This is a genomic window from Nonomuraea sp. B1E8, assembly GCF_039871515.1.
In the GTDB taxonomy this organism is placed as follows: domain Bacteria; phylum Actinomycetota; class Actinomycetes; order Streptosporangiales; family Streptosporangiaceae; genus Nonomuraea.
The window spans coordinates 165,583-187,730 of record NZ_JBDPLS010000002.1; the positions used below are offsets into that span (position 1 = coordinate 165,583).

At 70.5% G+C, this 22,148-nt stretch carries 19 protein-coding genes; 10 read left to right on the forward strand and 9 right to left on the reverse strand.

Features of this window, described 5'->3' with window-relative positions; genetic code table 11:
- Positions 1-10 precede the first annotated feature (10 nt).
- Positions 11-1,165 carry a substrate-binding domain-containing protein gene (locus ABGA98_RS09780; protein WP_347617871.1) on the reverse strand — a complete coding sequence of 385 codons (1,155 nt, stop codon included), beginning with the start codon at positions 1,163-1,165 and terminating at the stop codon, positions 11-13.
- Positions 1,166-1,352: 187 nt separating this feature from the next.
- Between ABGA98_RS09780 and ABGA98_RS09785 the strand changes: the two genes are divergently transcribed.
- The 5 genes from ABGA98_RS09785 to ABGA98_RS09805 all read left to right on the forward strand — a co-directional run bounded on the left by ABGA98_RS09785 (position 1,353) and on the right by ABGA98_RS09805 (position 6,946).
- Positions 1,353-2,306 carry a sugar ABC transporter permease gene (locus tag ABGA98_RS09785; RefSeq protein WP_347617872.1) on the forward strand — a complete coding sequence of 318 codons (954 nt, stop codon included), beginning with the start codon at positions 1,353-1,355 and terminating at the stop codon, positions 2,304-2,306.
- Positions 2,307-2,311: 5 nt separating this feature from the next.
- Positions 2,312-3,205: a carbohydrate ABC transporter permease gene (locus ABGA98_RS09790; protein ID WP_347617873.1), complete on the forward strand. Its 894-nt coding sequence runs from the start codon at positions 2,312-2,314 to the stop codon at positions 3,203-3,205.
- Positions 3,206-3,242: 37 nt separating this feature from the next.
- The gene (locus ABGA98_RS09795) at positions 3,243-4,520 is read left to right on the forward strand and encodes an ABC transporter substrate-binding protein (protein WP_347617874.1); all 1,278 of its coding nucleotides are present in this window, start codon (positions 3,243-3,245) and stop codon (positions 4,518-4,520) included.
- Between the two features lie 11 nt (positions 4,521-4,531).
- Positions 4,532-6,022 (forward strand): glycoside hydrolase family 76 protein, encoded by a 1,491-nt coding sequence (locus ABGA98_RS09800; RefSeq protein WP_347617875.1) that lies wholly within the window; start codon positions 4,532-4,534, stop codon positions 6,020-6,022.
- Between the two features lie 96 nt (positions 6,023-6,118).
- Positions 6,119-6,946, forward strand: a complete 828-nt coding sequence (locus tag ABGA98_RS09805; protein ID WP_347618339.1) for a PhzF family phenazine biosynthesis protein — start codon at positions 6,119-6,121, stop codon at positions 6,944-6,946.
- Here ABGA98_RS09805 and ABGA98_RS09810 read toward each other — a convergent pair.
- The 6 genes from ABGA98_RS09810 to ABGA98_RS09835 all read right to left on the reverse strand — a co-directional run bounded on the left by ABGA98_RS09810 (position 6,924) and on the right by ABGA98_RS09835 (position 12,123).
- On the reverse strand, positions 6,924-7,928 hold the full coding sequence (locus ABGA98_RS09810) for a biotin-dependent carboxyltransferase family protein (RefSeq protein WP_347617876.1): 1,005 nt from the start codon (positions 7,926-7,928) through the stop codon (positions 6,924-6,926). The two genes, ABGA98_RS09805 and ABGA98_RS09810, sit on opposite strands and share 23 nt — an antisense overlap.
- 83 nt (positions 7,929-8,011) lie before the next feature.
- Positions 8,012-8,641: an allophanate hydrolase subunit 1 gene (locus tag ABGA98_RS09815; protein ID WP_347617877.1), complete on the reverse strand. Its 630-nt coding sequence runs from the start codon at positions 8,639-8,641 to the stop codon at positions 8,012-8,014.
- Entirely contained in the window at positions 8,638-9,393 is a 756-nt protein-coding gene (locus tag ABGA98_RS09820; RefSeq protein ID WP_347617878.1) for a 5-oxoprolinase subunit PxpA, read from the reverse strand. The genes ABGA98_RS09815 and ABGA98_RS09820 overlap by 4 nt, the downstream gene beginning before the upstream one ends.
- Before the next feature lie 17 nt (positions 9,394-9,410).
- Complete coding sequence (locus tag ABGA98_RS09825; RefSeq protein WP_347617879.1) at positions 9,411-10,187, reverse strand: thioesterase family protein; 777 nt, start codon at positions 10,185-10,187, stop codon at positions 9,411-9,413.
- A 21-nt stretch (positions 10,188-10,208) separates the two neighbouring features.
- Complete coding sequence (locus tag ABGA98_RS09830; protein ID WP_347618340.1) at positions 10,209-11,699, reverse strand: hypothetical protein; 1,491 nt, start codon at positions 11,697-11,699, stop codon at positions 10,209-10,211.
- Between the two features lie 199 nt (positions 11,700-11,898).
- Complete coding sequence (locus ABGA98_RS09835; protein ID WP_132597337.1) at positions 11,899-12,123, reverse strand: hypothetical protein; 225 nt, start codon at positions 12,121-12,123, stop codon at positions 11,899-11,901.
- A 154-nt stretch (positions 12,124-12,277) separates the two neighbouring features.
- Here ABGA98_RS09835 and ABGA98_RS09840 point away from each other — a divergent pair, with 154 nt between their 5' ends.
- The 3 genes from ABGA98_RS09840 to ABGA98_RS09850 all read left to right on the forward strand — a co-directional run bounded on the left by ABGA98_RS09840 (position 12,278) and on the right by ABGA98_RS09850 (position 17,080).
- Positions 12,278-12,847, forward strand: a complete 570-nt coding sequence (locus ABGA98_RS09840) for an HhH-GPD-type base excision DNA repair protein (RefSeq protein WP_347617880.1) — start codon at positions 12,278-12,280, stop codon at positions 12,845-12,847.
- A gap of 244 nt (positions 12,848-13,091) precedes the next feature.
- The gene (locus ABGA98_RS09845) at positions 13,092-15,185 is read left to right on the forward strand and encodes a SpoIIE family protein phosphatase (RefSeq protein ID WP_347617881.1); all 2,094 of its coding nucleotides are present in this window, start codon (positions 13,092-13,094) and stop codon (positions 15,183-15,185) included.
- A gap of 242 nt (positions 15,186-15,427) precedes the next feature.
- Positions 15,428-17,080, forward strand: a complete 1,653-nt coding sequence (locus tag ABGA98_RS09850) for an RNA polymerase sigma factor (protein WP_347617882.1) — start codon at positions 15,428-15,430, stop codon at positions 17,078-17,080.
- 119 nt (positions 17,081-17,199) lie between these two features.
- Here the strand turns inward: ABGA98_RS09850 and ABGA98_RS09855 are convergent, their stop codons facing one another.
- The gene (locus ABGA98_RS09855; RefSeq protein WP_347617883.1) at positions 17,200-17,937 is read right to left on the reverse strand and encodes a peroxide stress protein YaaA; all 738 of its coding nucleotides are present in this window, start codon (positions 17,935-17,937) and stop codon (positions 17,200-17,202) included.
- A 401-nt stretch (positions 17,938-18,338) separates the two neighbouring features.
- Between ABGA98_RS09855 and ABGA98_RS09860 the strand changes: the two genes are divergently transcribed.
- The gene (locus tag ABGA98_RS09860; RefSeq protein WP_347617884.1) at positions 18,339-19,103 is read left to right on the forward strand and encodes a GNAT family N-acetyltransferase; all 765 of its coding nucleotides are present in this window, start codon (positions 18,339-18,341) and stop codon (positions 19,101-19,103) included.
- A gap of 299 nt (positions 19,104-19,402) precedes the next feature.
- Here the strand turns inward: ABGA98_RS09860 and ABGA98_RS09865 are convergent, their stop codons facing one another.
- Positions 19,403-19,633, reverse strand: coding sequence for a hypothetical protein (locus ABGA98_RS09865; RefSeq protein WP_132342023.1), 231 nt, complete (start codon positions 19,631-19,633; stop codon positions 19,403-19,405).
- Between the two features lie 224 nt (positions 19,634-19,857).
- On the opposite strand from ABGA98_RS09865, the gene ABGA98_RS09870 reads away from it, so the two are divergent.
- On the forward strand, positions 19,858-21,948 hold the full coding sequence (locus ABGA98_RS09870; protein ID WP_347617885.1) for a DNA topoisomerase IV subunit B: 2,091 nt from the start codon (positions 19,858-19,860) through the stop codon (positions 21,946-21,948).
- Positions 21,949-22,148 lie beyond the last annotated feature (200 nt).

Sequence of the window (22,148 nt, forward strand, 5' to 3'; positions counted from 1 at the left end):
GGGGCCGCTTCTAGCGCGGCTCGCGCTGGTCGTGGGCCTCGACGATCGTGAAGGGGACGATGGATCGCGAGGGGACGGGTTCGCCGCGCGTCTGGGCGAGCAGCAGGTCGACCGCGCGCCTGCCCATCTCGCGCTGGTCCTGGCGCACATGCAGGAAGGCGGGCCCGGCGACGGGGTCGCCGGCGGAGTCGAAGCAGGCGATGAGGGGCCTGACGCGGCCGGGCGGGGCCGCCACGGCCCGGTCCATCACGCGCGCCAGGTTGTACTCGCAGACCACGAACGCGGTGACCTCGGGTTCGCGCTCCTGGAAGGCGCGGACCCGCTCCACGTCGGCCCGCACGTTTTCCGCGCTGAAGGCGCCGGGCAGGGTGCTGGACAGGCCGGTCAGCAGGTGCTGGTGGCCGAGCGGCAGGCCGCGCCCCGCCAGGGCGGTGCGGAAGCCCTCCAGCCGCTCCTCGATGCTCGAGGTGTTCTCCGGCGGGGGCGAGACGAACGCGATGTGCCGGTGCCCCAGGTCGAGCAGGCGGTCGGTGAGGGTGCGGGCGGCCGCCACGTTGTCGGTGTGGACCGCGCAGGCCTGGATGCCCGCCAGGTAGCGGTCGACCAGCACCAGCGGGTAGCCGGCGAGGATGGTCCGCAGCAGGCGGGCGTTGTAGTACTCGCCGTGGACGGGGAAGACGATCAGGCCGTCGACGAGGCCGCCGTCCACCATGGAGGCGATCGCGCGCTCCTCCTCCGCCTGGTCGCCGCGGGTGCGTTTGATCACGAGGGCGATCCCGTGCTCGGCGCAGCGCTCCTCCACGGCGGCGAGCAGTTCGAGACCGTACGCCTCCGACGCGTCGGGATAGATCAGCGCGATCGCTCCTGGAGCCCGCTCACCCGGTGCCGCGCGCTCGGCCGCGGCTCCCTGGGCGGGGATCGCGAGCTGGTCGAGGTCGGGCAGCTCGCCGGCGACGAACGAGCCCTTGCCGCGGATCCGCTCGACGACGCCCGCCTGCCGGAGGAGCTCCAGGGCGCGCTTCGAGGTGATGCGGCTGACCTCGAACTGCTCGGCCAGCTCCATCTCGGAGGAGACGCGGTCTCCCGGGACCAGGGCGCCCCGCCTGATCTCGTCCAGCACGTAATCGATGATCCGCTCGTAGAGCAGCGGGCCTCTTGCGACCACTCTTCCCCTTAGGCCACGAAAGTTGGTATGTCAGCGAAAGCTAGGTATATGCCATCTTACCCGCCTATCTTCCTGGGCACTGCTGCAGAGATATTTCATCCTGGTATCTCCAACATATTGACTTATATCAACATGCTTTCTACCTTTCCCACAAGTGACATCTCCGGGAAGTCCCGAAGGAGACCGCGTGACCAGGACGCTCGCCACAGGGCCGGACATCCGCGGGCCCGCCACCGGCCCGGCTCCCCACCGCCGGCCCTCCGAACGTTCGGCACTGGGCCGCCACCAGGCACGCGCCGGGATGGTGTTCACCGCGCCGGCGATGGTGTTGTTCCTCGTCTTCACCGTGCTGCCCGTGGCCGGCGCCTTCGGCCTCAGCTTCACCGCGTACGACGTGCTCACGCCTCCGTCCTGGGCCGGCCTGGCCAACTACGCCCGCCTCCTGGAGGACGAGACGTTCTTCACCACGCTGAAGAACATCCTCTACTACTGCGCGATGTTCGTGCCCGCCATGATCGCCCTCTCGCTGGCGCTGGCGCTGGCGCTCAGCCGGCGGCTCCCGGGCATGGCGATCTTCCGCACCGTCTACTTCATCCCGGTCGTCACCTCGCCCGTCGCCGCCGCGACCGTGTGGGCGTGGATGCTGAACAGCCACTACGGCCCCATCAACGAGATCCTCGGCTATTTCGGCATCCCCGGCCCCGCCTGGGTGGGCGACGGCAGCACGGCCATGGTGTCCATCGTGATCGTCACGCTGTGGCAGGGAGTGGGCTCCAACATGCTCATCTACCTGGCCGGCCTGCAGAACGTCCCCGCCCACCTGTACGAGGCCGCCGCCCTCGACGGGGCCGGCCGCTGGCGGTCGTTCCTGCACATCACCTGGCCCTCGCTGCGCACGACGACGTTCTTCGTCACGACCCTGTCGCTGATCGGCGCGTTCCAGCTCTTCGACCAGGCGTACGTGATGACCAAAGGCGGTCCTGGCAACACGACGCTGACGCCCGTCTACCAGATCTACGAGACCGGCTTCAACCGGCTGCAGATGGGCTACGCCTCGGCCCAGGCCTTCACCCTCTTCATCATCATCGTCGCCGTCACGGTGATCAACATGCGGGTCAACCGCGACCAGGTGCCGGAGTGATGCGCATGACCACCAGCAGGACCACCAGAACGATCCGCCTCGCGCTCGGCCGCACGGCCTTCTACGGCGTCCTGACCGCGGTGGGGCTGTTCATGCTGCTGCCGTTCCTGTGGTCGCTGAGCACGTCGCTCAAGCCGAACGAGGACATCATCGCGCTGCCCGTCAAGTGGCTGCCCGGCTCGATCACCTTCGAGCACTACTGGTCGGCGTTCACCACCGTCCCGTTCGCCCGGCACTTCGCCAACTCCATGCTGCTGGCCGTGGCGGGCGTGGCGACCAACGTGCTGCTCGGCGCGCTGGCGGGCTACGCCTTCGCCCGGCTGGCGTTCCGCGGCAACCGGCTGCTGTTCCGGCTGCTGCTGGCCTCGATGATGGTGCCGCCCGTCGTGACGCTGGTGCCGTCGTTCATCATCGTCAGGAGCATGCCGCTGGCAGGCGGCAACGACCTCGCCGGCCAGGGCGGGGCCGGGCTGCTCAACACGTACTGGGCGGTCATCCTGCCCGGCGCGGTCGGGGCGTTCGCGGTGTTCATGATGCGGCAGTTCTTCCTGGCACTGCCCAAGGACCTGGGCGAGGCCGCCCGCGTCGACGGGTGCCGCGAGTTCCGCATCTTCTGGAGCATCTACCTGCCGCTGTGCCGTCCGGCGCTGGCCACGCTGTCGGTGTTCACGTTCGTCGCCGGGTGGAACGGCTTCCTGTGGCCGCTGATCGTGCTCAACGACCCCGACATGATGACGATCCAGATGAGCCTGGCCGCCTTCTCCTTCAACCAGAAGACCGACTACGGGCCGCTCATGGCCGGATCCATCGTCGCCATGGTGCCCACCCTCCTGCTGTTCGCCTTCGGACAGCGCTACCTCACCCGCGGCCTGGCCTTCACCGGCACGGGCTCGAAGTGACACCCCTTGTGATCTCCGAGAAAGGAAAGAGCCGCCGATGCGCTGGACTCTGCCCGGGCGGCCGGCCGTCATCACCGTCGCCCTCCTGACCGTGATCTCCACCGGCTGCGCCCCGTCCTCCGACGACTCCTCCGGCGCCGGCGGGGTGGTCAAGCTGACCTTCTGGGGCGACTGGTCCGGTGAGGGCGAACAACAGTTCAGAACGATGACCGACGCCTTCAACAAGACCCACCCCGGCATCCAGGTCGAGTACGTCGTGCAGGAGGACATGCTCACCAAGTTCCTCACCGCCTCCACCTCCGGCCAGGCGCCCGACGTCATGTTCTGGGACCGCTGGCGCACGGCCACGTACGCGCCCAAGAACGTGCTTGAGCCGCTCGACGAGCGGATGAAGAAGGACGGCGTCGAGCGCGAGCGGTTCTACGGCGAGGCGGTGCGCGAGCTGACCCACGACGGCAAGGTGTACGGCCTGCCGCTGACCGTCGACGCGCGGGCCCTGTTCTACAACAAGGCCCACCTGAAGGAGGCCGGGGTGGAGCCGCCGCGGACCTGGGCCGAACTGGAGCAGGCGGCGATCAAGCTGACCAGGCGGGAGGGCGGCAAGCTCGTCCGCGCCGGGCTGTCGATGGACGACGCGGGCCTGTTCAGCATGTACCTGCGCCAGGCCGGCGGCCAGATGGTCACCGACGACTGCGCCCGCACGACCTTCAACAGCCCGCAGGGCGCGCAGGCGCTCGACCTCTGGAGCCGCATGATCAAGGGCGGCGTCTACCAGACCGGGTTCGAGACAGGCCTGGGCGAGGGCACCGACGCGTTCGCCACCGGCAAGGTCTCCATGATCTTCACGGGCCCGTGGAACATCACCACCTACCGCAAGTACGGCAAGGACCTCGACTTCGGCATCGTGCCGCCGCCGGCGGGGCCGCAGGGTGACAAGGCCAGCCTCATGGGCGGGTTCGGCCTGGTGATCCCGCGCGCGGCCAAGCAGAAGGACGCCGCCTGGGAGTTCGTCAAGTGGTGGACGGCCGAGAAGGACAACGCGCTGAAGTGGGCCAAGACCAGCCTGAACATCCCCGGCAACGTGGAGGCCGCGAAGGATCCCTTCTTCACCGGCGACCCCTTCTGGAAGCCGATCCTCGACACGCTCGAATACGCCAAGGTCCGGCCGGCCTGCGCCGGCTACCCGCCGATGGAGGACGACGCCCTCATCCCCAACCTGCAGTTGTTCCTCGGGGGCAAGGCCACCGCCCAGCAGACCCTGGCCAAGGCCCAGGAGCAGGGGGACCGCGTCCTGACCCAGAACAATCTCGACTGAGGAGAGCATCTGTGAGAGCGCGCATCGTGGCCTTCTGCGTCGCGTTGTCAGGCCTGCTGCAGGCCGGCCTGTTCGCCCACCCGGCCCACGCCACCGTCCCCCGGGACGCCGACGCCGCCATGTCGGCCTTCGTTGACGCCTTCTGGGACCCGGAGAAGAAGTACTTCTACACCAACAGCGACCACCGCGTGCACGAGCACGCCCACGGGCCGGAAGACGGGCTCTACACCGACTTCTGGTGGGAGGCTCAGCTGTGGGAGCTGGTGATGGACGCCTACGAGCGCACCCGCAGCCCGGAATACCGCCGGATGCTCGACGACGTGTACGCCGGCTTCGTCGCCTACTACCCGGACTTCGCCAACGACTTCAACGACGACCTCGGGTGGTGGGCGCTGGCGAGCGCCCGGGCGTACGAGCTGACGGGGGACGAGACGTACCTGAACCGGTCGAAGGAACTGTTCGACCGGATCTGGGCCGAGCGCGACGACACCCACGGCGGCGGCATCTGGTGGCGCAACGACGTGCGCGACCAGAAGAACGTCGCCACCAACGCCCCCGCGGCGATCACCGCCACCAAGCTGCACGCCGCGACGGGCGAGGCCTCCTACCTGTCGCGGGCGCGGAGCCTGTTCGCCTGGGTCAAGGAGAACCTGCAGGAGGACGGGCACGTCTACGACCACTTCGAAGCCGACGGCACGCTCGTCAAGTGGGACTTCACCTACAACTTCGGCACCTACATCGGCGCCGCCGCCGCGCTGCACGAGGCGACGGGCGAGGCCTCCTACCTCGCCGACGCCGGTGCCGCCGCCGACTGGGCCACCGCCAACCTCACCAACGGCGGCACCCTGCTGCACGAGGGCGTCAACGACGGTGGCGGCTTCAAGGCGCTGCTGGTCCGCTATCTCAACGTGCTGGTCACCCGGCACGGCCAGACGAAATATCTGCCGTTCCTGCAGCGCAACGCCACCCAGGCGTGGCAGCACCGGCGTCCTTCCGACGACCTGATGGGCCCCGACTGGTCCGCGCCCGCGCCTGACACGTTCCTGCAGAGCCTGACCGCGGCGGCCCCCGTCAGCATGCTCCAGCTCGTCAAGCCCGACGGCAACGCCGGGCTCCAGCCGGAGAACGGCGTGTACGAGGCCGAGAACGCGCGCTCCGAGGGCATCGGAGGGGAGAGCAGCCAGCCGGGCTTCACCGGCAGGGGCTATCTCGCCGGCTGGAACGCCGCAAACCAGGCGCTGACCATTCACGTGAACGTGGGCCGCGCCGGGCCCCACCAGCTGCGCTTCCGCTACGCCGCCGGCGCGGGCGACGCGGGGCGCCGCATCCTGGTGAACGGCGCCCAGGCCGGCGACCTGCGCTTCCCCGCCACGCAGGGCTGGGGCCAGTGGGGCACCGCCGTGCTCGACGGGGTCAGGCTGGCGCGCGGGCACAACACGATCCGGATGGAGCTGGGCGCCGGCAACTACCTCAACCTCGACGCGGTGACCCTGGGCACATGAGACCCGCTCAGTTGCCCGGGCCGATCCGCCACATCGACCAGTCTGGGGGTGGCACGGCGACGGGGAAAGCCCCCACCTGGAAGACTCCGTCGTGTGATGCGCGCATTCAGCCAGGTGGACGTCTTCACCACTGTCCCCTACCGCGGCAACCCGCTGGCCGTGGTGCTCGACGGCGAAGGCCTGAGCACCGAGGAGATGCAGCGGTTCGCCGCGTGGACCAACCTGTCGGAGACCACGTTCCTGCTGCCGCCGGTCGCGCCGGAGGCCGACTACCGGGTGCGGATCTTCACCCCGGACGGGGAGCTGCCCTTCGCCGGGCACCCGACGCTGGGCACCTGCCACGCCTGGCTCGAGGCCGGGGGAGTGCCGCGCGAGGGCGGCGAGATCACGCAGGAGTGCGCGGCCGGGCTCATCCGGTTGCGGGGGACGGACGCCGGGCTCGCGTTCCAGGCGCCGCCGCTGCTGCGCTCGGGACCCGTGGAGGGCGAGCTCGTCGAGCGGATCGCCGAGAGCCTGCGGATCTCCCGGGACGACATGGTCGACGTCGAGTGGGCCGACAACGGCCCCGGCTGGGTGGCGGTGCTGCTCGCCGACGCCGACGCGGTGCTCGCGCTCAGTCCGGGCCCGGTCCCGCACGACGTGGGCGTGGTGGGGCCGTACCCGGAGGGCTCGCCGTGCGCCTTCGAGGTGCGGGCCTTCACCCCCGCCCAGGACGCCTTCGTCGAGGATCCCGTGACGGGCAGCCTGAACGCGTCGGTGGCACAGTGGCTGCTGCGGACCGGCCGGGCCACGGCGCCGTACGTGGCCAGCCAGGGCACCGCGCTCGGGCGAGCGGGACGGGTGCACGTCTCCACCGGCGAGCAGGGCGAGGTCTGGGTGGGCGGCTCGGTCGTCACCTGCGTCAGCGGGCGGGTCGTCCTGTGAACCTGACCTCGTCACCCGGCCTCAGCTGGGCGGCCACCGGCAGGTCCGCGGCCGTCACGACGGCGATCACCGGGTAGCCCCCCGTCGGCGGATGGTCGGCGAGGAAGACGATCGGCTGCCCGCTCGGAGGCACCTGCACGGCCCCGGCCACCATGCCCTCGCTCGGCAGCTCGCCCTCCATGGCCCGCACCAGCTCGGGGCCGCTCAGGCGCACGCCGACCCGGTTGCTGTCCTGGCTCACCACGTACGGCCCGGCGCACAGCGCCTCCGTCGCGTCCCGCGTGAACCAGTCGTCGCGCGGCCCCGGCAGGACGCGCAGCACGGCGGGCCGGGGCCCGGGCAGGGGCGCGAGGTCGGCGACGATGCCGCCCACGATCCCCGCCGCGGTGCCGGCCGCGGTGCCGGCCACGACGCCCCCCGCGGTGCCGGCCACGACGCCCCCCGCGGTGCCGGCCACGACGCCCCCCGCGGTGTCACCCCGGTGCGGGCCCACCGGCAGCAGCGCGCCCGCCCGCAGCGGCTCGGGGCCGAGCCCCGACAGCGAGTCGGTGGACCGGCTGCCGAGCACCGGTTCGGCCGCGATCCCTCCGCGCACGGCCAGGTAGGTGCGCAACCCCCAGGCAGGCGTCCCCAGACGCAGCTCCGCCCCCGCGGGCACCCAGAACGGCACTCCCATGCCGGCCCGCGCGCCCGCCCTCCTGGCGGCCTCGAGCGGACCCGTGCCCTCCCCGCCGGGGGCGACCGCCACCGTCACCGGGGCGCCTGCCAGCGCCGCCCACCCGCCGTCGTGGAAGCGCAACCAGGCCCCGCCGAACGTCAGCTCGATCCCCGCCAGCCCTTCCGCGTTGCCCACGAGCCGGTTGGCCAGCCGCAGGCTCGGCGCGTCGGCCGCCCCCGAACGGGGCACGCCGAGGTGGGCGTAACCGGGCCGCCCGAGATCCTGCACGGTCGCGTACGGACCGGGCGCCAGCACCTCGATCATCACGTGCCCGTGGCCTCACTCCGTCCGGCGGGCTCGGTCGCCATCTGCCACCCTCTTCCTCAGCTGCCCTGGTAGCCCGCCTTTCATGACGGCGGCGCTCCCTCGCGTACGAACCGCACGCGCATGCCCGGCCTGAACAGTGACGGAGGGTCAGCCGTGACGTCCCACACCCGCACGGACGTGCGCCCGAGCAGCCGCCACCCGCCGGGCGAGGCGGTCGGATAGACGGCGGAGTAGGGGCCCGCGATCGCCACGGACCCGGCGGGCACCGACGTGCGCGGCGTGGCGAGCCTGGGCGACTCCAGCACCGGATCGAGCCCGGTGAGGTAGGCGAACCCCGGGGCGAACCCCAGCCACCCCACGACCAGCTCGCGCCCGGAATGCCGGGCGACGACCTCGTCCGCGGAGATGCCGGCCAGCGCCGCCACCGCATCGAGATCCGCGCCGTCATAGGTCACGGGAATCGTCACGACGGGCCCCTCGGCCGACCCGCCGCCGGCCTTGCCCCGCTCGTCGGCGACGACCGCCGCCAGCCGATCGCGCAACCACGCCTGATCCGCCCCGGGCGCCACCACGAGCACGGTCGCGGGCCCCGGCACGATCTCCACCACCCCGGCGGGCCGGTCCGCCCGGAGCGCCGCGTCCAGCCGGTGCGACAGCTCGAGCGAGCCCGTCTCGACGAGCAGCCCGTGCTCCCCGGCCCTGCGGATCACGTGAACGCCTGCAGGACGACCCCGGCCGCCAGCAGCGCGTCGCGGACCCCCTGCGCCAGCGCGACCGCGTCAGGCGTGTCTCCATGGACGCAGATGGAACGGGCGCTCAGCGGGACGGAACTCCCGTCGGAGGCCGTCACGGAGCCCTCCACGGCCATCTGGCGGGCACGGGCCGCCACCACGGCGACGTCGTGGATGACCGCGCCCGGCTCCCTGCGCGGGACCAGCATCCCCTCGGGGGTGTAGGCGCGGTCGGCGAACGCCTCGTTCACTGTCGGCACGCCGGCGGCCGCCGCCGCCTCGTGCACGACCGAACCGGGCAGCGTGAGCACCGGCAGCGAGGGATCGTAGTCGGCCACCGCGTCGATCACCGCTCCCGCCTGCACCTTGTCGCGGCAGATCCGGTTGTAGAGGGCGCCGTGGGGCTTGACGTAGGACACCCGGCCGCCCATCGCCCTGGCGATGCCGTCGACGGCCGCGAGCTGGTAGAGCACTTCGGCGCAGAGTTCCTCCGGCTCGAGCTCCATCTCCCTGCGTCCGAAATGCGCAAGGTCGCGGTAGGACACCTGCGCCCCGATCGCCACGCCGCGGTCGACGGCCGCCGCGCACGTGCGCCGGATCGTCACCGGGTCGCCGGCGTGGAAACCGCAGGCCACGTTGGCGCTCGTGACGATGTCGAGCAGCGCCGTGTCGTCGCCGAGCCGCCAGATGCCGTAGCCCTCGCCGAGATCCGCGTTGAGGTCGATCACCATGGCACCATCATGGCGCTTCACGGCCGGCGTGGTGCGACGAACAGAGTCTGAGTGGCCGTCCCCACCTCGCCATTCTCGTCATACAGGGTCGAACGGGTCAGCCCGCGGCCGGCCGGGCCGAGCACGGTCGCCGCCTCCATGCAGACCCACTCCGTTTCGGGCGACCGGAACAAGGAGATCGTCAGGTCCACGTTCACGAAGAGGTGCGTGGCGAAGTCCACGGCGAGGCTGACGCCGTTGCCGCTGTCGGCGAACACCGCCAGGCGCTCCAGCGGGGTGATCTCCTCGCCCTCGACCAGCGGCATGCCGAGCCTGCCCCAGACCGTGGCGGGGCCGGGCGTCATGGGGCTGCCGGTGACGAAACGCCAGTCGAGCGCCCTGCCGTACCCGAAGCCGGAGCCCAGCCACGAGCGCGCGTGCTCCTCGGAACGCGGCGGGACCGGCGCGGGCGGCTTCTGCGCCGGGGTGGCGGGTGTGCCGGCCTCGCGGATGCGCCAGGCACTCGCCCTGGCGAACTCGCGGCCGCCGGAGTGGACGCTCGCCGACAGGCACTGCACGCGCTTGCCGTCACGGGCGACGTCGGTCTCGACCCGCAACTCGGCCACGGGCACGGGCGCGAACACGTCGACCACCAGCCTGGACAGCTGGAGGCCGGGCCGCGGCGCCGTGCGGGCCAGCTCGTGCACGAGCAGGGCGGTGACGGGACCCATGTGCTGCGAGCCGGGGTCCCACGGGCCCTGGGTGTGCTCCGACGCGCGGTAACGGCCTTCGCCGACGCGGCTGTACATCGCCATAGAACGAAATTCTATGGCGTGCTAGATCCCGTCGGGAATGTCGGCGATGTCGTCGAGAGCAGCCGCGAGCTCCTCCGGGTCGTCGCCGATCCGCTCAGCGATCTCGATCAGCACGTGGAGGACGTCGTGGCGGTCGTGCCCGAGATCGAGCAGGCGCTGTGCGGCCTCCCACAACTGCGGCGGGTCGCCCTCCCACAGCCGGGTGGCGATCTCCTCGTGCCAGGCCAGGTGCTCCTGATCGATCGCGCCGCCGTGGTCGATCTCGAGCAGCGTGCGGCGGTCGGCCTCGTCGGCGGGGTTGAGGTGGTCGAGGTCGACGCCGTTGTGCGTGCCCTGCAGGAAGGGGAAGGCGAAGACCCGCCTGGCCAGGGCCGACAGGTCGCCGTCCGGCAGCAGGCGCTCCAGCAGCGGCCGGTCGAGGCCGAACGAGGTCGGATCCCGGTAGGCCTCGGGGAACTTGCCGATGGCCTCCCACACCGCGTCGAGCGTGGCCTTCAGCCCCTGCTCGGGCAGCCCCGTGCGGTGGGCGGCGAAGCGCACCCACGCCGCCAGAACGTGCGGCATCGCCTCCTGCTCCGCCACGCTCAGCATCACCTTGCGCGGCAGCCAGTCGAGCAGGAACGTCTCGCACTTGGTGGGGCTGACCCGCAACGGCCGGTTGAAGTCCTGCTCGCAGCCGTAGTCGATGATGTGGTCGGCGCAGCGGGAGGCGGCCGAGGGGTCGGACAGGTGCTCGGCCGCGTCGGAGGCCAGGAACTCCGCCGCCAGCATGGCCCGCCGCTCCCTGCTGTAGGGGGCCTCGATGTGCAGCGGCGCCGGCCGCTTGCGCCCGGGCGGCAGCGCCTTCAGCCTGGCCCTGGCGAACGCGTGGTAGGCGCTGTAGCTGTCGCTCACCGGCGGCGGGGTCTTGGGCTCCTTCGTGGCCTTCATCGCCGACTCCAGCAGCGCCCTGGCCTGCTCCGGCTGGATCTCCTCGAACAGCAGCATCGGGTTGCCCGCCGCCTCGGCCCTGGCCTGTTCGAGCAGCTTGTCGACCTGGGAGGAGACCCAGGCGTCGCGGGTCATGCCGCTCATGTTGTAGTCGACGACCATGACGAGCGCGTGGCGGTCGGCGGGGAATTCGCCGTCGTTCCACCGGTAGGAGAACGTGCAGATCACCGTGTCCTGGTCGCCGTAGGCGTCGCGGGAGACGTAGCAGCCGGCCGGTTTCACCGCGCCCACCCGGTCGGCCCAGCCCGGCCTGGCCACCCCCGACTCCATCATCGCGAGCGCCGCGCCCTCGGCCTTGGCGCCCTGGCGGGCCGTGCCCAGGTAGGCCAGGCACATCAGCAGGGTCAGCGAGGCCGGCGTGCCGGCCTTGGCCGCGTAGTCGACCAGCCCCTCGCCGAGCACCTGCTCCACGTCGCCGCCTCTGACCCGCCGGCCCCACCAGGCCCCGATCATGTCGGAGACCATCAACTCCGCGTCCAGAGGAGTGCGTACGGCGAGCAGCTCTCGAGCCGCCTGCACCATCTCCTTGAACACGTCGTCGGGCGGAGTGCTCTCCCGGGGTTCTCGTCGGTGTCGGCGCACGCCCTCACTCTCTCGTATTCCAGGCACGAACGGTGCGGAGAACACGGCCCGGTGACCCCGATGTTATCGACAGGGTCATGCCGGTGACCCGCGTCCGGCGTCCTGCGGGAACACGCCGCAGGACGCTCGCCACGTCACGTCAACGGGAACTCCGCGGCGGAGGCGCGGAGTTCACGATCGCGAGCAGGTGCTCGCGGGCGATGCGTTCCACGATCTCCGGGGTCGCGGTGACGCCCAGATGCTGCGCACACGCGCACACGTCGGCCACGCAGCGGTCGATCGTGTCCACGGGTACGGTCAGGAACTCTTCGGCCAGCCTGAGACTGACCGGTTCGCGCAGGAACCGTGTGGCCAGAGCGAGCATAGGAGTGAGATTCCTCTGGAGACCTAGGGGCAAACCCCTAGGAACGTCTGCAGGGCGACTTGCGCTCTCATTCCACCCTTTCTTGGACGGGTGTCAAGCCTCCACGACGCCTGTGTTCACTTCACCCGGTGCCCTTTCATGCGAAGCTGTCTCCATGCGCATCCAGCTCGCCCAGCGGAGCGAGGCAGACGAGCTCCTCGGCCGCAGCCCGCTCGCCCTGCTCGTCGGCATGCTGCTCGACCAGCAGATCCCCATGGAGTGGGCGTTCACGGGGCCTCACACCATCTCCCAGCGGCTGGGTCACGACCTCACCGCCGAGGAGCTCGCCTCCTACGACCCGGGGGAGTTCGCCGCGCTGCTGGCCCAGCCGCCGGCCGTGCACCGCTATCCCAAGGCGATGGCGGGCCGCATCCAGCAACTCGCGGCCTACCTGGTGGAACACTACGACGGCAGGCCCGAGCAAATCTGGGCCGAGGCCGCCGACGGCAAGGACTTGTTCAAACGACTGAACGCCCTTCCGGGATACGGCAGGCAGAAGGCCCAGATCTTCTTGGCATTGCTGGGGAAGCAGCTGGGGGTCCAGCCGTCAGGCTGGCGAGAGGCGGCCGGGCTCTACGGCGAGGAGGGTGCGCACAGATCGGTCGCCGACGTGGTCGACGCCGACAGTCTGAGCCGGGTGCGCGCCGCCAAGCAAGAGGCCAAGCGCGCGGCCGAGGCCCGATGACCGTGGCGGGCAAGCGCCCCGATTATCGGGCGCGGTAACCTGATCTTGCTGCGCAAAGTGGAGCGACTTTGACAGGATGCGTAGACCCTAGAGGCGACCGGGCACCGGCGGGGGCTTCCGTCCGCGCGTGCCCATCGCCGATGATGTACTGCAGGATCCGGTCGCCCGGAGCTGCGCTACGCCGATACACGATTATGGAGATGTGCCGCGTGGGAGACCCTGGCACGCGACGGAGGTGCCGACCATGAGCGCCGAGACCTCCGTTCCCCGTCCCCGGGAGTCGGATGTGGACATCTCAGACTCCGCCCTCTTCAAGGGCATGTTGTCGGAGGCAGAGTTCGCCTTCGCGTTCTTCGACCCCGACGGCCGCGTCCAGCGGGTCAACGACGTCTTCAGCGACGTCGTCGGCGTGCCCGCGGAGCGCATGGCGGGCCGCCAGCCCGTCGAGGTGCTGGCCGCCGACCTGAGCCAGATCATCACGCACGCCGTGCAGGCCGTCATCGAGAGCGACGCGCCGGTCACCGAGGGCCGCGTGCGCGTGCGGTCGGCGGAGGGCGACACCCGGCACTGGTCGTTGTCGTTCTCGCCGGTCCACGACGACGCCGGCGAGCTGCGGGCGATCGCGCTGATCGGGCTCGACGTGACCGAGAGCCGCCAGACCGAGGAGGCGCTGCGCCGTAGCGAGGAGCGCTACCGCTCGCTGGTCGAGGCGCAGTCGCAGCTGGTGTGGATCACCTCGCCCACGGGCGCGGTCGTCGAGGACGCGCCGCAGTGGCGCGCCATCACCGGCCAGGGCCTGGAGGAATACCTCGCCAACGGCTGGCTGGACGTCGTGCACCCGGACGAGAGCCAGCAGACCGAGGAGGCCTGGAGGGAGGCGCTGCGCGGGCGCACCATGTTCGAGTGGAACTACCGCGTGCGCACCCGGGCCAGCGGCTACCGTCACTTCGAGGTGCGGGCCGTGCCGATCATCCGCCACGGCCGCGTCGTCGAGTGGGTCGGCGCGAACACCGACGTGACCCCGCAGCGCGAGGCCGAGGAGATGCGCGGCAGGCTGACCGACCAGCTCGGCGCCGCCGCCCTGCGCACCGCCCGGCTGCAGGGCGCCACCGCCATGCTCGCGGAGGCGCTGACGGTCGAGCAGGTGGTCCAGGTCATCATCGACGTGGGCCGCACCGCCCTGGCCGCCGACCGCTCGGCGGTGGCGCTGCTCGACACCGACAGGGCCGCGCTCAAGCTGATCAACGGCGAGGGCATCCCCGAGGCGTCCGGCCCCTCCGGCGAGGAGATCCCGCTGTCCAGCTCCAGCGTGATGACCATGGCGGTCAACAGCCGCAGGCCGGTCTTCGCCGAGTCTCCCGAGTCGCTGAAGGCCCAGCTGCTGGAGGCGGGCGGCGACGAGGACGTCCTGGGCAACTACCTCGCCCACAGCGACGAGCGCGCCTGGGTGGGGCTGCCGCTGCTGGCCGCCGGACGGGCTTTGGGAGCGCTCCGATTCTCCTTCACCCGGCCCCAGAAGATCTCCCAGGAGGACGGCGTCTTCCTGGAGGCGCTGGCCGGCCAGTGCGCCCTGGCGGTCGAGCGGGCCACGCTGTTCGAGCGTGAGCACCGCACCGCCGAGACGCTGCAGCGCAGCCTGCTGCCCGACCGCCTGCCGGTGGTCAAGGGCCTCGTGCTGGCCCAGCGCTTCCGTTCGGGCAGCCGCCACGTCCAGGTCGGCGGCGACTGGTACGACGCCTTCGTCCTGCAGGACGGGCGTGTCGCGGCGGTCGTGGGCGACGTCATGGGCAAGGGTGTCAAGGCCGCCGCCGGCATGGGCCGCATCCGCAACGCGATGCGGGCCCTGGCGCTGACCAACCCGCCGCCCGCGGCCGTGCTCACCGGGCTCGACCGGGTCTTCGAGGCCACGGAAGAGGAAGAGCAGGTCACGACCCTGGCCTACATGGTCGTCGAGCCCGTCACCGGTGAGGGCACGCTGGCCATGGCCGGGCATCCGCCGCCCGTGCTGGTTTCGCCCCAGGGCACGGCGATCCTGTGCGACGCGGAGCCCGGCACTCCGCTAGGCTGGCCGACCAGCCGCAGGCAGTTCCGGTTCGTGGTGCCGCCCGGCCATACAGCCGTGCTCTACTCCGACGGGCTCGTGGAGAACAGGAAGCGCGGGCTGGATGCCGGTCTCGCAGAGATTTGCAGTGTTGTGACCGAAGCGCCGCCTGAAGTCGTGAGTAGTCCTCACATGTTGCTGGACTTCCTGGTTGACCGGATGTTGTCTGGATATGAACAAGATGATGACGTTACCGCGCTAGCAATTCACGTGCCGCCAGTCACGAAGAGTGACTGAATGAAACAGTCATAACGGTTGCTTTCGGGTATCGGTGCCCCGCTTACGTACGCACTACTGTCTCGGTCGGCCTAGGGTGGAGGTCAACCGCCGGGAGGTGGCCGTATGGAGTGCGGGGTCGTGCCACAATGCTGTGCAGGTCCGTCGCGGTCCGCACGGCCTCACCGATCTCCGAGAGAGGCAACAGCCCCCCAGCGGGCATCTGGGTCCATTGTCGCCACGCGTTCGTTCGAGAGGTGTTCGTGTCGCCTGCAAGTTCGACTCGCTCGAAGCCACAAGAGCTGAACGAGCCCGTCATTCAGCGACTGCTCGAGCGTGGGCGCTCGCAGGGTTTCCTCGAGTCTGAGGATGTCCGTCAGGCCTTCGAGGAGGCGGACATCCCCATGTCGCACGCCGCCGCGTTCTTGCGGAACCTCAGCAAAGAGGGCGTGACCGTGGTGGTGACCGCCGCGGATTCGGCTGCGCCGAAGAAGTCTCGTGGTCCAGCAAAGCGCCGCACCGCCGCCCCCGTCAAGACCAAGACGGCGGCGGCCGCCAAAGAGCAGCAGCCCGAGACCGTGACCGCGGTCGTGGGCACCGCTGAAGCCGAGCCGGCCGCCAAGAAGGCGGCCCCTGCCAAGAAGGCCGCTCCGGCGGCGAAGAAGGCCGCGGCCGCAGCCGCCGCCAAGAAGGCCGAGCCGAAGAACGCTGGGCCTGCCGAGACCAAGCCGAAGGCACCCGAGGCCCCGCGCGCCGACGGAGACGACGACGACATCGAGCTCGACGGCGACGTGGAGCTGGAAGACCTCGAAGACATCGAAGTCGACGACGAGGAGATCGTCGCCGAGGGCGACTCCGAGGCGGAGGGCGACTCCGACACCGACGACGAGGCCGAGGAGCCCAAGGCCGCCGAAGTCACCGTGGAGAAGACCGAGGAAGAGGTCCTCATCCTCTCCGACGACGACGATGACGCCCCGGTGGCGCAGGTCGCCGCCGCCGGTGCCACCGCCGACCCGGTGAAGGACTACCTCAAGCAGATCGGCAAGGTCCCCCTGCTCAACGCCGAGCAGGAGGTCGAGCTGGCCAAGCGCATCGAGGCGGGCCTGTTCGCCGAGGAGCAGCTCGGCGGCGGCGAGACCGAAGGGCTCCCCGTCGATGTCAAAGCCGAGCTGGAGTGGATCGCCGAAGACGGCCGCCGGGCGAAGAACCACCTGCTGGAGGCCAACCTCCGGCTCGTGGTCTCGCTGGCCAAGCGCTACACCGGCCGCGGCATGTTGTTCCTCGACCTGATCCAGGAAGGCAACCTGGGCCTGATCAGGGCCGTCGAGAAGTTCGACTACACCAAGGGCTACAAGTTCTCCACCTACGCCACGTGGTGGATCCGGCAGGCGATCACGCGTGCCATGGCCGACCAGGCGCGGACCATCCGCATCCCGGTCCACATGGTCGAAGTGATCAACAAGCTGGCCCGCGTCCAGCGGCAGATGCTGCAGGACCTCGGCCGCGAGCCCACGCCGGAAGAGCTGGCCCGCGAGCTCGACATGACGCCCGAAAAGGTCGTCGAGGTCCAGAAATACGGCCGCGAGCCCATCTCCCTCCACACCCCGCTGGGCGAGGAGGGAGACAGCGAGTTCGGTGACCTCATCGAAGACTCCGAGGCCATCGTCCCCGCCGACGCCGTCAGCTTCACGCTGCTCCAGGAGCAGCTGCACTCCGTTCTCGACACGTTGTCGGAGCGGGAGGCGGGCGTCGTCTCGATGCGCTTCGGGCTCACCGACGGCCAGCCGAAGACGCTCGACGAGATCGGCAAGGTTTACGGGGTCACCCGTGAGCGCATCCGCCAGATCGAGTCGAAGACCATGTCCAAGCTGCGCCACCCGTCACGCTCCCAGGTCCTGCGCGACTACCTGGACTGATCGGCCGCATCACCCCGCCGCCCCGCCCGGACCCGTCCGGGCGGGGCGGCGGCGTTCGTGCCCGACAGTGGGGGTCGTGTGCGTTGGGGGTGGGGCGTGCGTCGAGTGCGGGGTGTTGGCTAGGAGACGTGCACGTCGAGCGTCCATGAGCGGCCGGCGCGCGTGGGCGCTGCCGCCTCGACGCGGTAGCCCAGCGCGTCGAGCACCTTGACCAGCTCGTCGGGGCTCGTGGGGGTGGTGCCCTGCTGCAGGAGGGCTCGGGCGATCTCGCCCCGGGTGGCCTTGGCCATGTGGCTGACCACCTTGCCGTCCCTGAGCACCCGGACCGTCACCGAACGCTCCCCAGGCTGCCAGGCGCTCGCGTACGTGGCCGAGCGGAGATCCACCACCAGCCCCGGGATGCCGTCCAGCACCTTCGAGACCTGCGGCCGCCAGAACGCGCCCAGCCCTCCGAGTGGAGGCAGGTTGACGCCCATCGACAGGCGGTAGGGCGGAATCCGGTCGGTGATCCGCACCACACCCCAGAGGCCGGAGAAGATCAGCAGCGTCTCCTCGGCCCGGCTCCGGGCCCCGCCGTCCAAGGTGCGCAGCCCGAGGTTGTCGTAGAGCACGCCGGTGTAGAGGTCGGCAGCGGGCAGCGTGGGAGCCGTCTTCAGCGCGACATTCCTGGCCAGCTCGCCCGCCAGGCCCGGCGTCAGGCCGAGCACGTCGATGGCGTCACGGCGCTTGGACGCCCGCACGAGCGCGGTCATCACCCGCTTGCGGGATCTGTCCAGGGCGGGGAACGACAGCTCGCCGACGGGCGGGCCGCTGCCTTCCGCCGCCTTCCCCTCCGACGGCGGCAACAGAATCAGCACAGCCCCAGCCTAGGGGTGCTCGTCATTCTTTACGGCAGGCCAGGTGGTCCCCAGCCGCCGACCGGGGCCGGGCTCTGTCCAGGGAGACGCTCACCAGGTGGAGACGGCTGAGCGCCGCGACGGCGCCTCCTGGGCCGTCCGCTTCGCCGAATCGATGACCATCGTCCGCCCGCGAGGTTGCCCTGAGACTTCGTTCGTGGGCTCCGGCCCCCGTTCCGTCCCCTGTTCGTGCCCTCTCCCTTGTGGGCGAACGCTCGTCAGCCGTGGATGGCCGTTCGCCCGGGATGGCGCGTGGTCGTGGGCGTGGGATGCCGAGTTGGTTGGGTTTCCGTGGGAGAGCATGGTTTCGGGGGCGCCGGGTGGTTCGTCGGGGTGGTGGGCGAGGTGGTTAGGCTGCGCGAATGGACTTCGACGTGCTGGTGCATGAGGCCTGGCCTGCCTACGAGCATCGCGTACATGACGGATGGGTGCTGCGTTACGCCGGTGGTGTGACCAAGCGGGCCAACTCCGTGCTGCCGCTGCACGCCCCTGCCGATCTCGGCGGCGCCATCGAGGCCGCGGAGGCGTTCTACGACACGCGCGGGCAGCGCTGCGTCTTCTCGCTGGGGCTCAACGCCGCGCCCGGCCTGGACGAGGAGCTGGAACGGAGAGGGTACGAGCTGGTCGATCCGACCGTGATCATGGCCGGCGCGCCGGGGAACGTGCCCGCGTACAAGGTCAGGATCCAGGATCGGCCGTGGCGGGGCTGGCTGGAGACGTGGTGGGCCGTGGACGGGCGCTACGGCGCGGGGATCGAGCACGCCGAGCGCATCTGCACCGGAGTGCCGGCCTGGTATGCGGCGTACGAGGAGGATGGTGTGGCGTTGTCCGTCGGGCGGGGTGTGCCGCAGGGGGACACGCTGGGGGTTTACTGCATGGCCACGGTGCCCGGCGCCCGCCGGCGAGGGCTGGCGCGCGCGGTGCTGCGGGCCCTGGCCGGGCACGCGGGCGCGCGCTCCGCCTACCTGGTCACCACCGCCAGGAACGAGGGAGCACAGGCCCTCTACCGGGGCGAAGGGTTCGAGCTCGCGGGAAGCTATCACTACCGGGTGGCCGGCGTGCCGGCCCGGGCAGCGGATGCGCCTGTCCAGCCCGCGCGAACCGTGGAACGTCCCGGACCTGCCTGACGAACGATCGGGCAACGTCCGAACCAGCCCTGCGACGGAAGAGGGAGATCACGCCCGTGTGACAGCCGACGGCTTTCGCACACTGTCCGTTCGAGCGGGGAGTGCGGCGGATGCGGAGCACCTCGTGACCTTGACCCGGTCGTGGGATCCGACTGCCGGGCGGGTGGCCGGCGTAGCGGGTGCACCTGCTGGAAAGGGGTTGCCGGCGGCCGGGTGAACGCAGCGCGGCGACCCCGGGCACGCCCGGGGTCGCCGCGCTGTTACGCGCTATGTGGTTATCTCATCACGACCAGCGCCGGTCAGCGCTCGTCGTTGGGGGCAACAGTTGGGGTTTCGCTGAGGCGAGCCGACTCGTCCAGGATGTCGGCGCCCTTTTCACGCAGCGCTGCGATGTGCTGACGCCCATGATGGGCGCAGAACAGCAGCTCCCCACCCACAGGCAGGGTCGCGCGAATGTAGGCCTGGGCACCGCAGCGGTCGCAGCGGTCGAGGGCCGTCAGCGGCTTAACGGGGGCGAGAGCTCCAGTCACGTATCGCCTTTCGGGTCACCCCCGCCGAAGCGAGGATCTGGCGTCAGTCACTTGGAACAACATCTAACCGGACGTGGACGTTCCCAACCGCCCCCTCGCTACGCCCAGAGCAGAATGTGTCCGGAAGTAATGATGATCAGCCGCTTGGTAACAGCAAACGCGGCTCCATGGCAAGCTTGTACGCGCGCGTGTGGGAAGAACGGTAAGCTACGCACACGTGTTCGATGCCTAGACCCAGGGGAGCTGGAGTGACGCTAGTGGAGGCGGGTTACACGGCTCGTCACCTGTCGGTGCTTGAGGGCCTCGAGGCCGTCCGCAAGCGACCCGGCATGTATATCGGGTCCACCGACAGCCGCGGGCTCATGCACTGCCTCTGGGAGATCGTGGACAACGGCGTCGACGAGGCTCTCGCGGGCCACTGCGACCGCATCGAGGTCGAGCTCCACGCCGACGGCTCCATCGAGGTGCGCGACAACGGCCGCGGCATCCCTGTGGACGTCGAGCCCAAGAGCGGCCTGGCCGGTGTGGAGCTGGTCTATACCAAGCTGCACGCGGGCGGCAAGTTCGGCGGCGGCGCCTACGCCGCGTCCGGCGGCCTGCACGGCGTCGGCGCCTCCGTGGTCAACGCCCTGTCCTCGCGGCTCGACGTGGAGGTCGACCTCCACGGCCGGGTGCACGAGATCAGCTTCCGCCGCGGCGTCACCGGCATCTTCGACGGTGAGGGGCCGACGGCCAAGTTCAAGAAGAAGTCCGGGCTGCGCGTCGGCGACAAGCTGCCGAAAAACGTCACCGGCACGCGCGTGCGCTTCTGGGCCGACAAGCAGATCTTCCTGCCCGACGCCGAGGTCTCGCTCGACGAGATCCACGTGCGGCTGCGCCAGACCGCGTTCCTGGTGCCGGGGCTGACCCTGGCGGTCTATGACAGCAGGCACGAGGAGCGCATCGAGGAGGAGTTCCGCTTCGACGGCGGCATCTCCGAGTTCACCGAGTTCCTGGCCCGCGACGAGGCCGTCTGCGACGTGCTGCGCCTGCAGGGCGCCGGCCACTTCCACGAGACCGTGCCGGTCCTCGACGACCAGGGCCACATGACGCCCACGCAGATGGAGCGCGAGCTCCTCGTCGACGTGGCGGTCCGCTGGGGCAAGGGCTACGAGTCGACCGTGCGCTCGTTCGTCAACGTCATCGCCACGCCCAAGGGCGGCACCCACCTGTCCGGTTTCGAGCGCGGGCTGGTGCGCACGATCAACGAGGTGCTGCGCGAGACCCGCCTGCTGAAAAACGGCGACGATCCGGTGACCAAGGACGACATCTCCGAGGGCCTGACCGGCGTGGTCACCGTCCGCGTTCCCGAGCCCCAGTTCGAGGGCCAGACCAAGGAGGTGCTCGGCACCTCCGCGGCCACCCGCATCGTCTCCCACGTGGTCTCCCGCGAGCTCAAAGAGCTGTTCGCCAACCCGCCGCGCGGCTACAAGCAGCCCCTCAGGGCCGTCCTGGAGAAGATCGTCGCGGCGGCCAAGGCCCGCATCGCGGCCCGCGAGCACCGCGACAACCAGCGGCGCAAGAGCGCGCTGGAAAGCTCCGCGCTCCCGGCGAAGCTGGTCGACTGCCGCAGCGACGACGTCGACCGCAGCGAGTTGTTCATCGTCGAGGGCGACTCGGCGCTGGGCACGGCCAAGCTGGCCCGTGACTCGGAGTTCCAGGCGCTGCTGCCGATCAGGGGCAAGATCCTCAACGTGCAGAAGGCGTCCGTGAGCGACATGCTCAAGAACGCCGAGTGCGCCGCCATCATCCAGGTGGTCGGGGCCGGCTCGGGGCGCTCGTTCGACATCGAGGCGGCCCGCTACGGCAAGGTCATCCTCATGGCCGACGCCGACGTCGACGGCGCCCACATCCGCTGCCTGCTGCTGACCCTCTTCCACCGCTACATGCGGCCCATGGTGGAGGCGGGGCGCGTGTTCGCCGCGGTGCCGCCGCTGCACCGCATCGAGCTGACCAACCCCGGCCGGGGCAAGGAGAAATACATCTACTGCTACTCCGACGGAGAGTTGCAGAAGGTGCTGCGCGATCTGGAGCGGCGCGGCAAGCGCTGGAAGGATCCGGTGCAGCGTTACAAGGGCCTGGGCGAGATGGACGCCGACCAACTGGCCGAGACGACGATGGACCCCCGCCACCGCATCCTGCGGCGGGTCCGCATCGAGGACGCCGAGGGCGCCGAGGGCATCTTCAGCCTGCTGATGGGCAGCGACGTGGCGCCGCGCCGCGAGTTCATCGTCAACAGCGCCGCCGAGGTGGATCGCGACCACATCGACGCCTGACGCCCCCTGGCTGCCGAGGCCCGCGTGGAACGCCTCGGCGGCGACGTCGGGTGCTCCACCGCTTCTGCGTTTCCCGGTGTCCACGATGCTGCTGTGATGCCGGTCGCGTCCTGTGCCCTGTACGGCGCTGGAGCGGCCCCTGAGGGGCGGAACGAGCCCGGTCCGTGGTCTCCCAGGCCATCCGTGCGGTGGCGTGGCGA

What these genes read in the sequence shown, in the direction of transcription:
- ABGA98_RS09790 (WP_347617873.1), top strand. Translation starts at nt 2,312, where the DNA reads ATGACCACCAGCAGGACCACCAGAACGATCCGCCTCGCGCTCGGCCGC.
- ABGA98_RS09795 (WP_347617874.1), top strand. Translation starts at nt 3,243, where the DNA reads ATGCGCTGGACTCTGCCCGGGCGGCCGGCCGTCATCACCGTCGCCCTC.
- ABGA98_RS09805 (WP_347618339.1), top strand. Translation starts at nt 6,119, where the DNA reads ATGCGCGCATTCAGCCAGGTGGACGTCTTCACCACTGTCCCCTACCGC.
- ABGA98_RS09810 (WP_347617876.1), bottom strand. Translation starts at nt 7,928, where the DNA reads ATGATCGAGGTGCTGGCGCCCGGTCCGTACGCGACCGTGCAGGATCTC.
- ABGA98_RS09820 (WP_347617878.1), bottom strand. Translation starts at nt 9,393, where the DNA reads ATGGTGATCGACCTCAACGCGGATCTCGGCGAGGGCTACGGCATCTGG.
- ABGA98_RS09825 (WP_347617879.1), bottom strand. Translation starts at nt 10,187, where the DNA reads ATGGCGATGTACAGCCGCGTCGGCGAAGGCCGTTACCGCGCGTCGGAG.
- ABGA98_RS09830 (WP_347618340.1), bottom strand. Translation starts at nt 11,699, where the DNA reads ATGGTGCAGGCGGCTCGAGAGCTGCTCGCCGTACGCACTCCTCTGGAC.
- ABGA98_RS09835 (WP_132597337.1), bottom strand. Translation starts at nt 12,123, where the DNA reads ATGCTCGCTCTGGCCACACGGTTCCTGCGCGAACCGGTCAGTCTCAGG.
- ABGA98_RS09840 (WP_347617880.1), top strand. Translation starts at nt 12,278, where the DNA reads ATGCGCATCCAGCTCGCCCAGCGGAGCGAGGCAGACGAGCTCCTCGGC.
- ABGA98_RS09845 (WP_347617881.1), top strand. Translation starts at nt 13,092, where the DNA reads ATGAGCGCCGAGACCTCCGTTCCCCGTCCCCGGGAGTCGGATGTGGAC.
- ABGA98_RS09860 (WP_347617884.1), top strand. Translation starts at nt 18,339, where the DNA reads ATGGACTTCGACGTGCTGGTGCATGAGGCCTGGCCTGCCTACGAGCAT.
- ABGA98_RS09870 (WP_347617885.1), top strand. Translation starts at nt 19,858, where the DNA reads ATGCCTAGACCCAGGGGAGCTGGAGTGACGCTAGTGGAGGCGGGTTAC.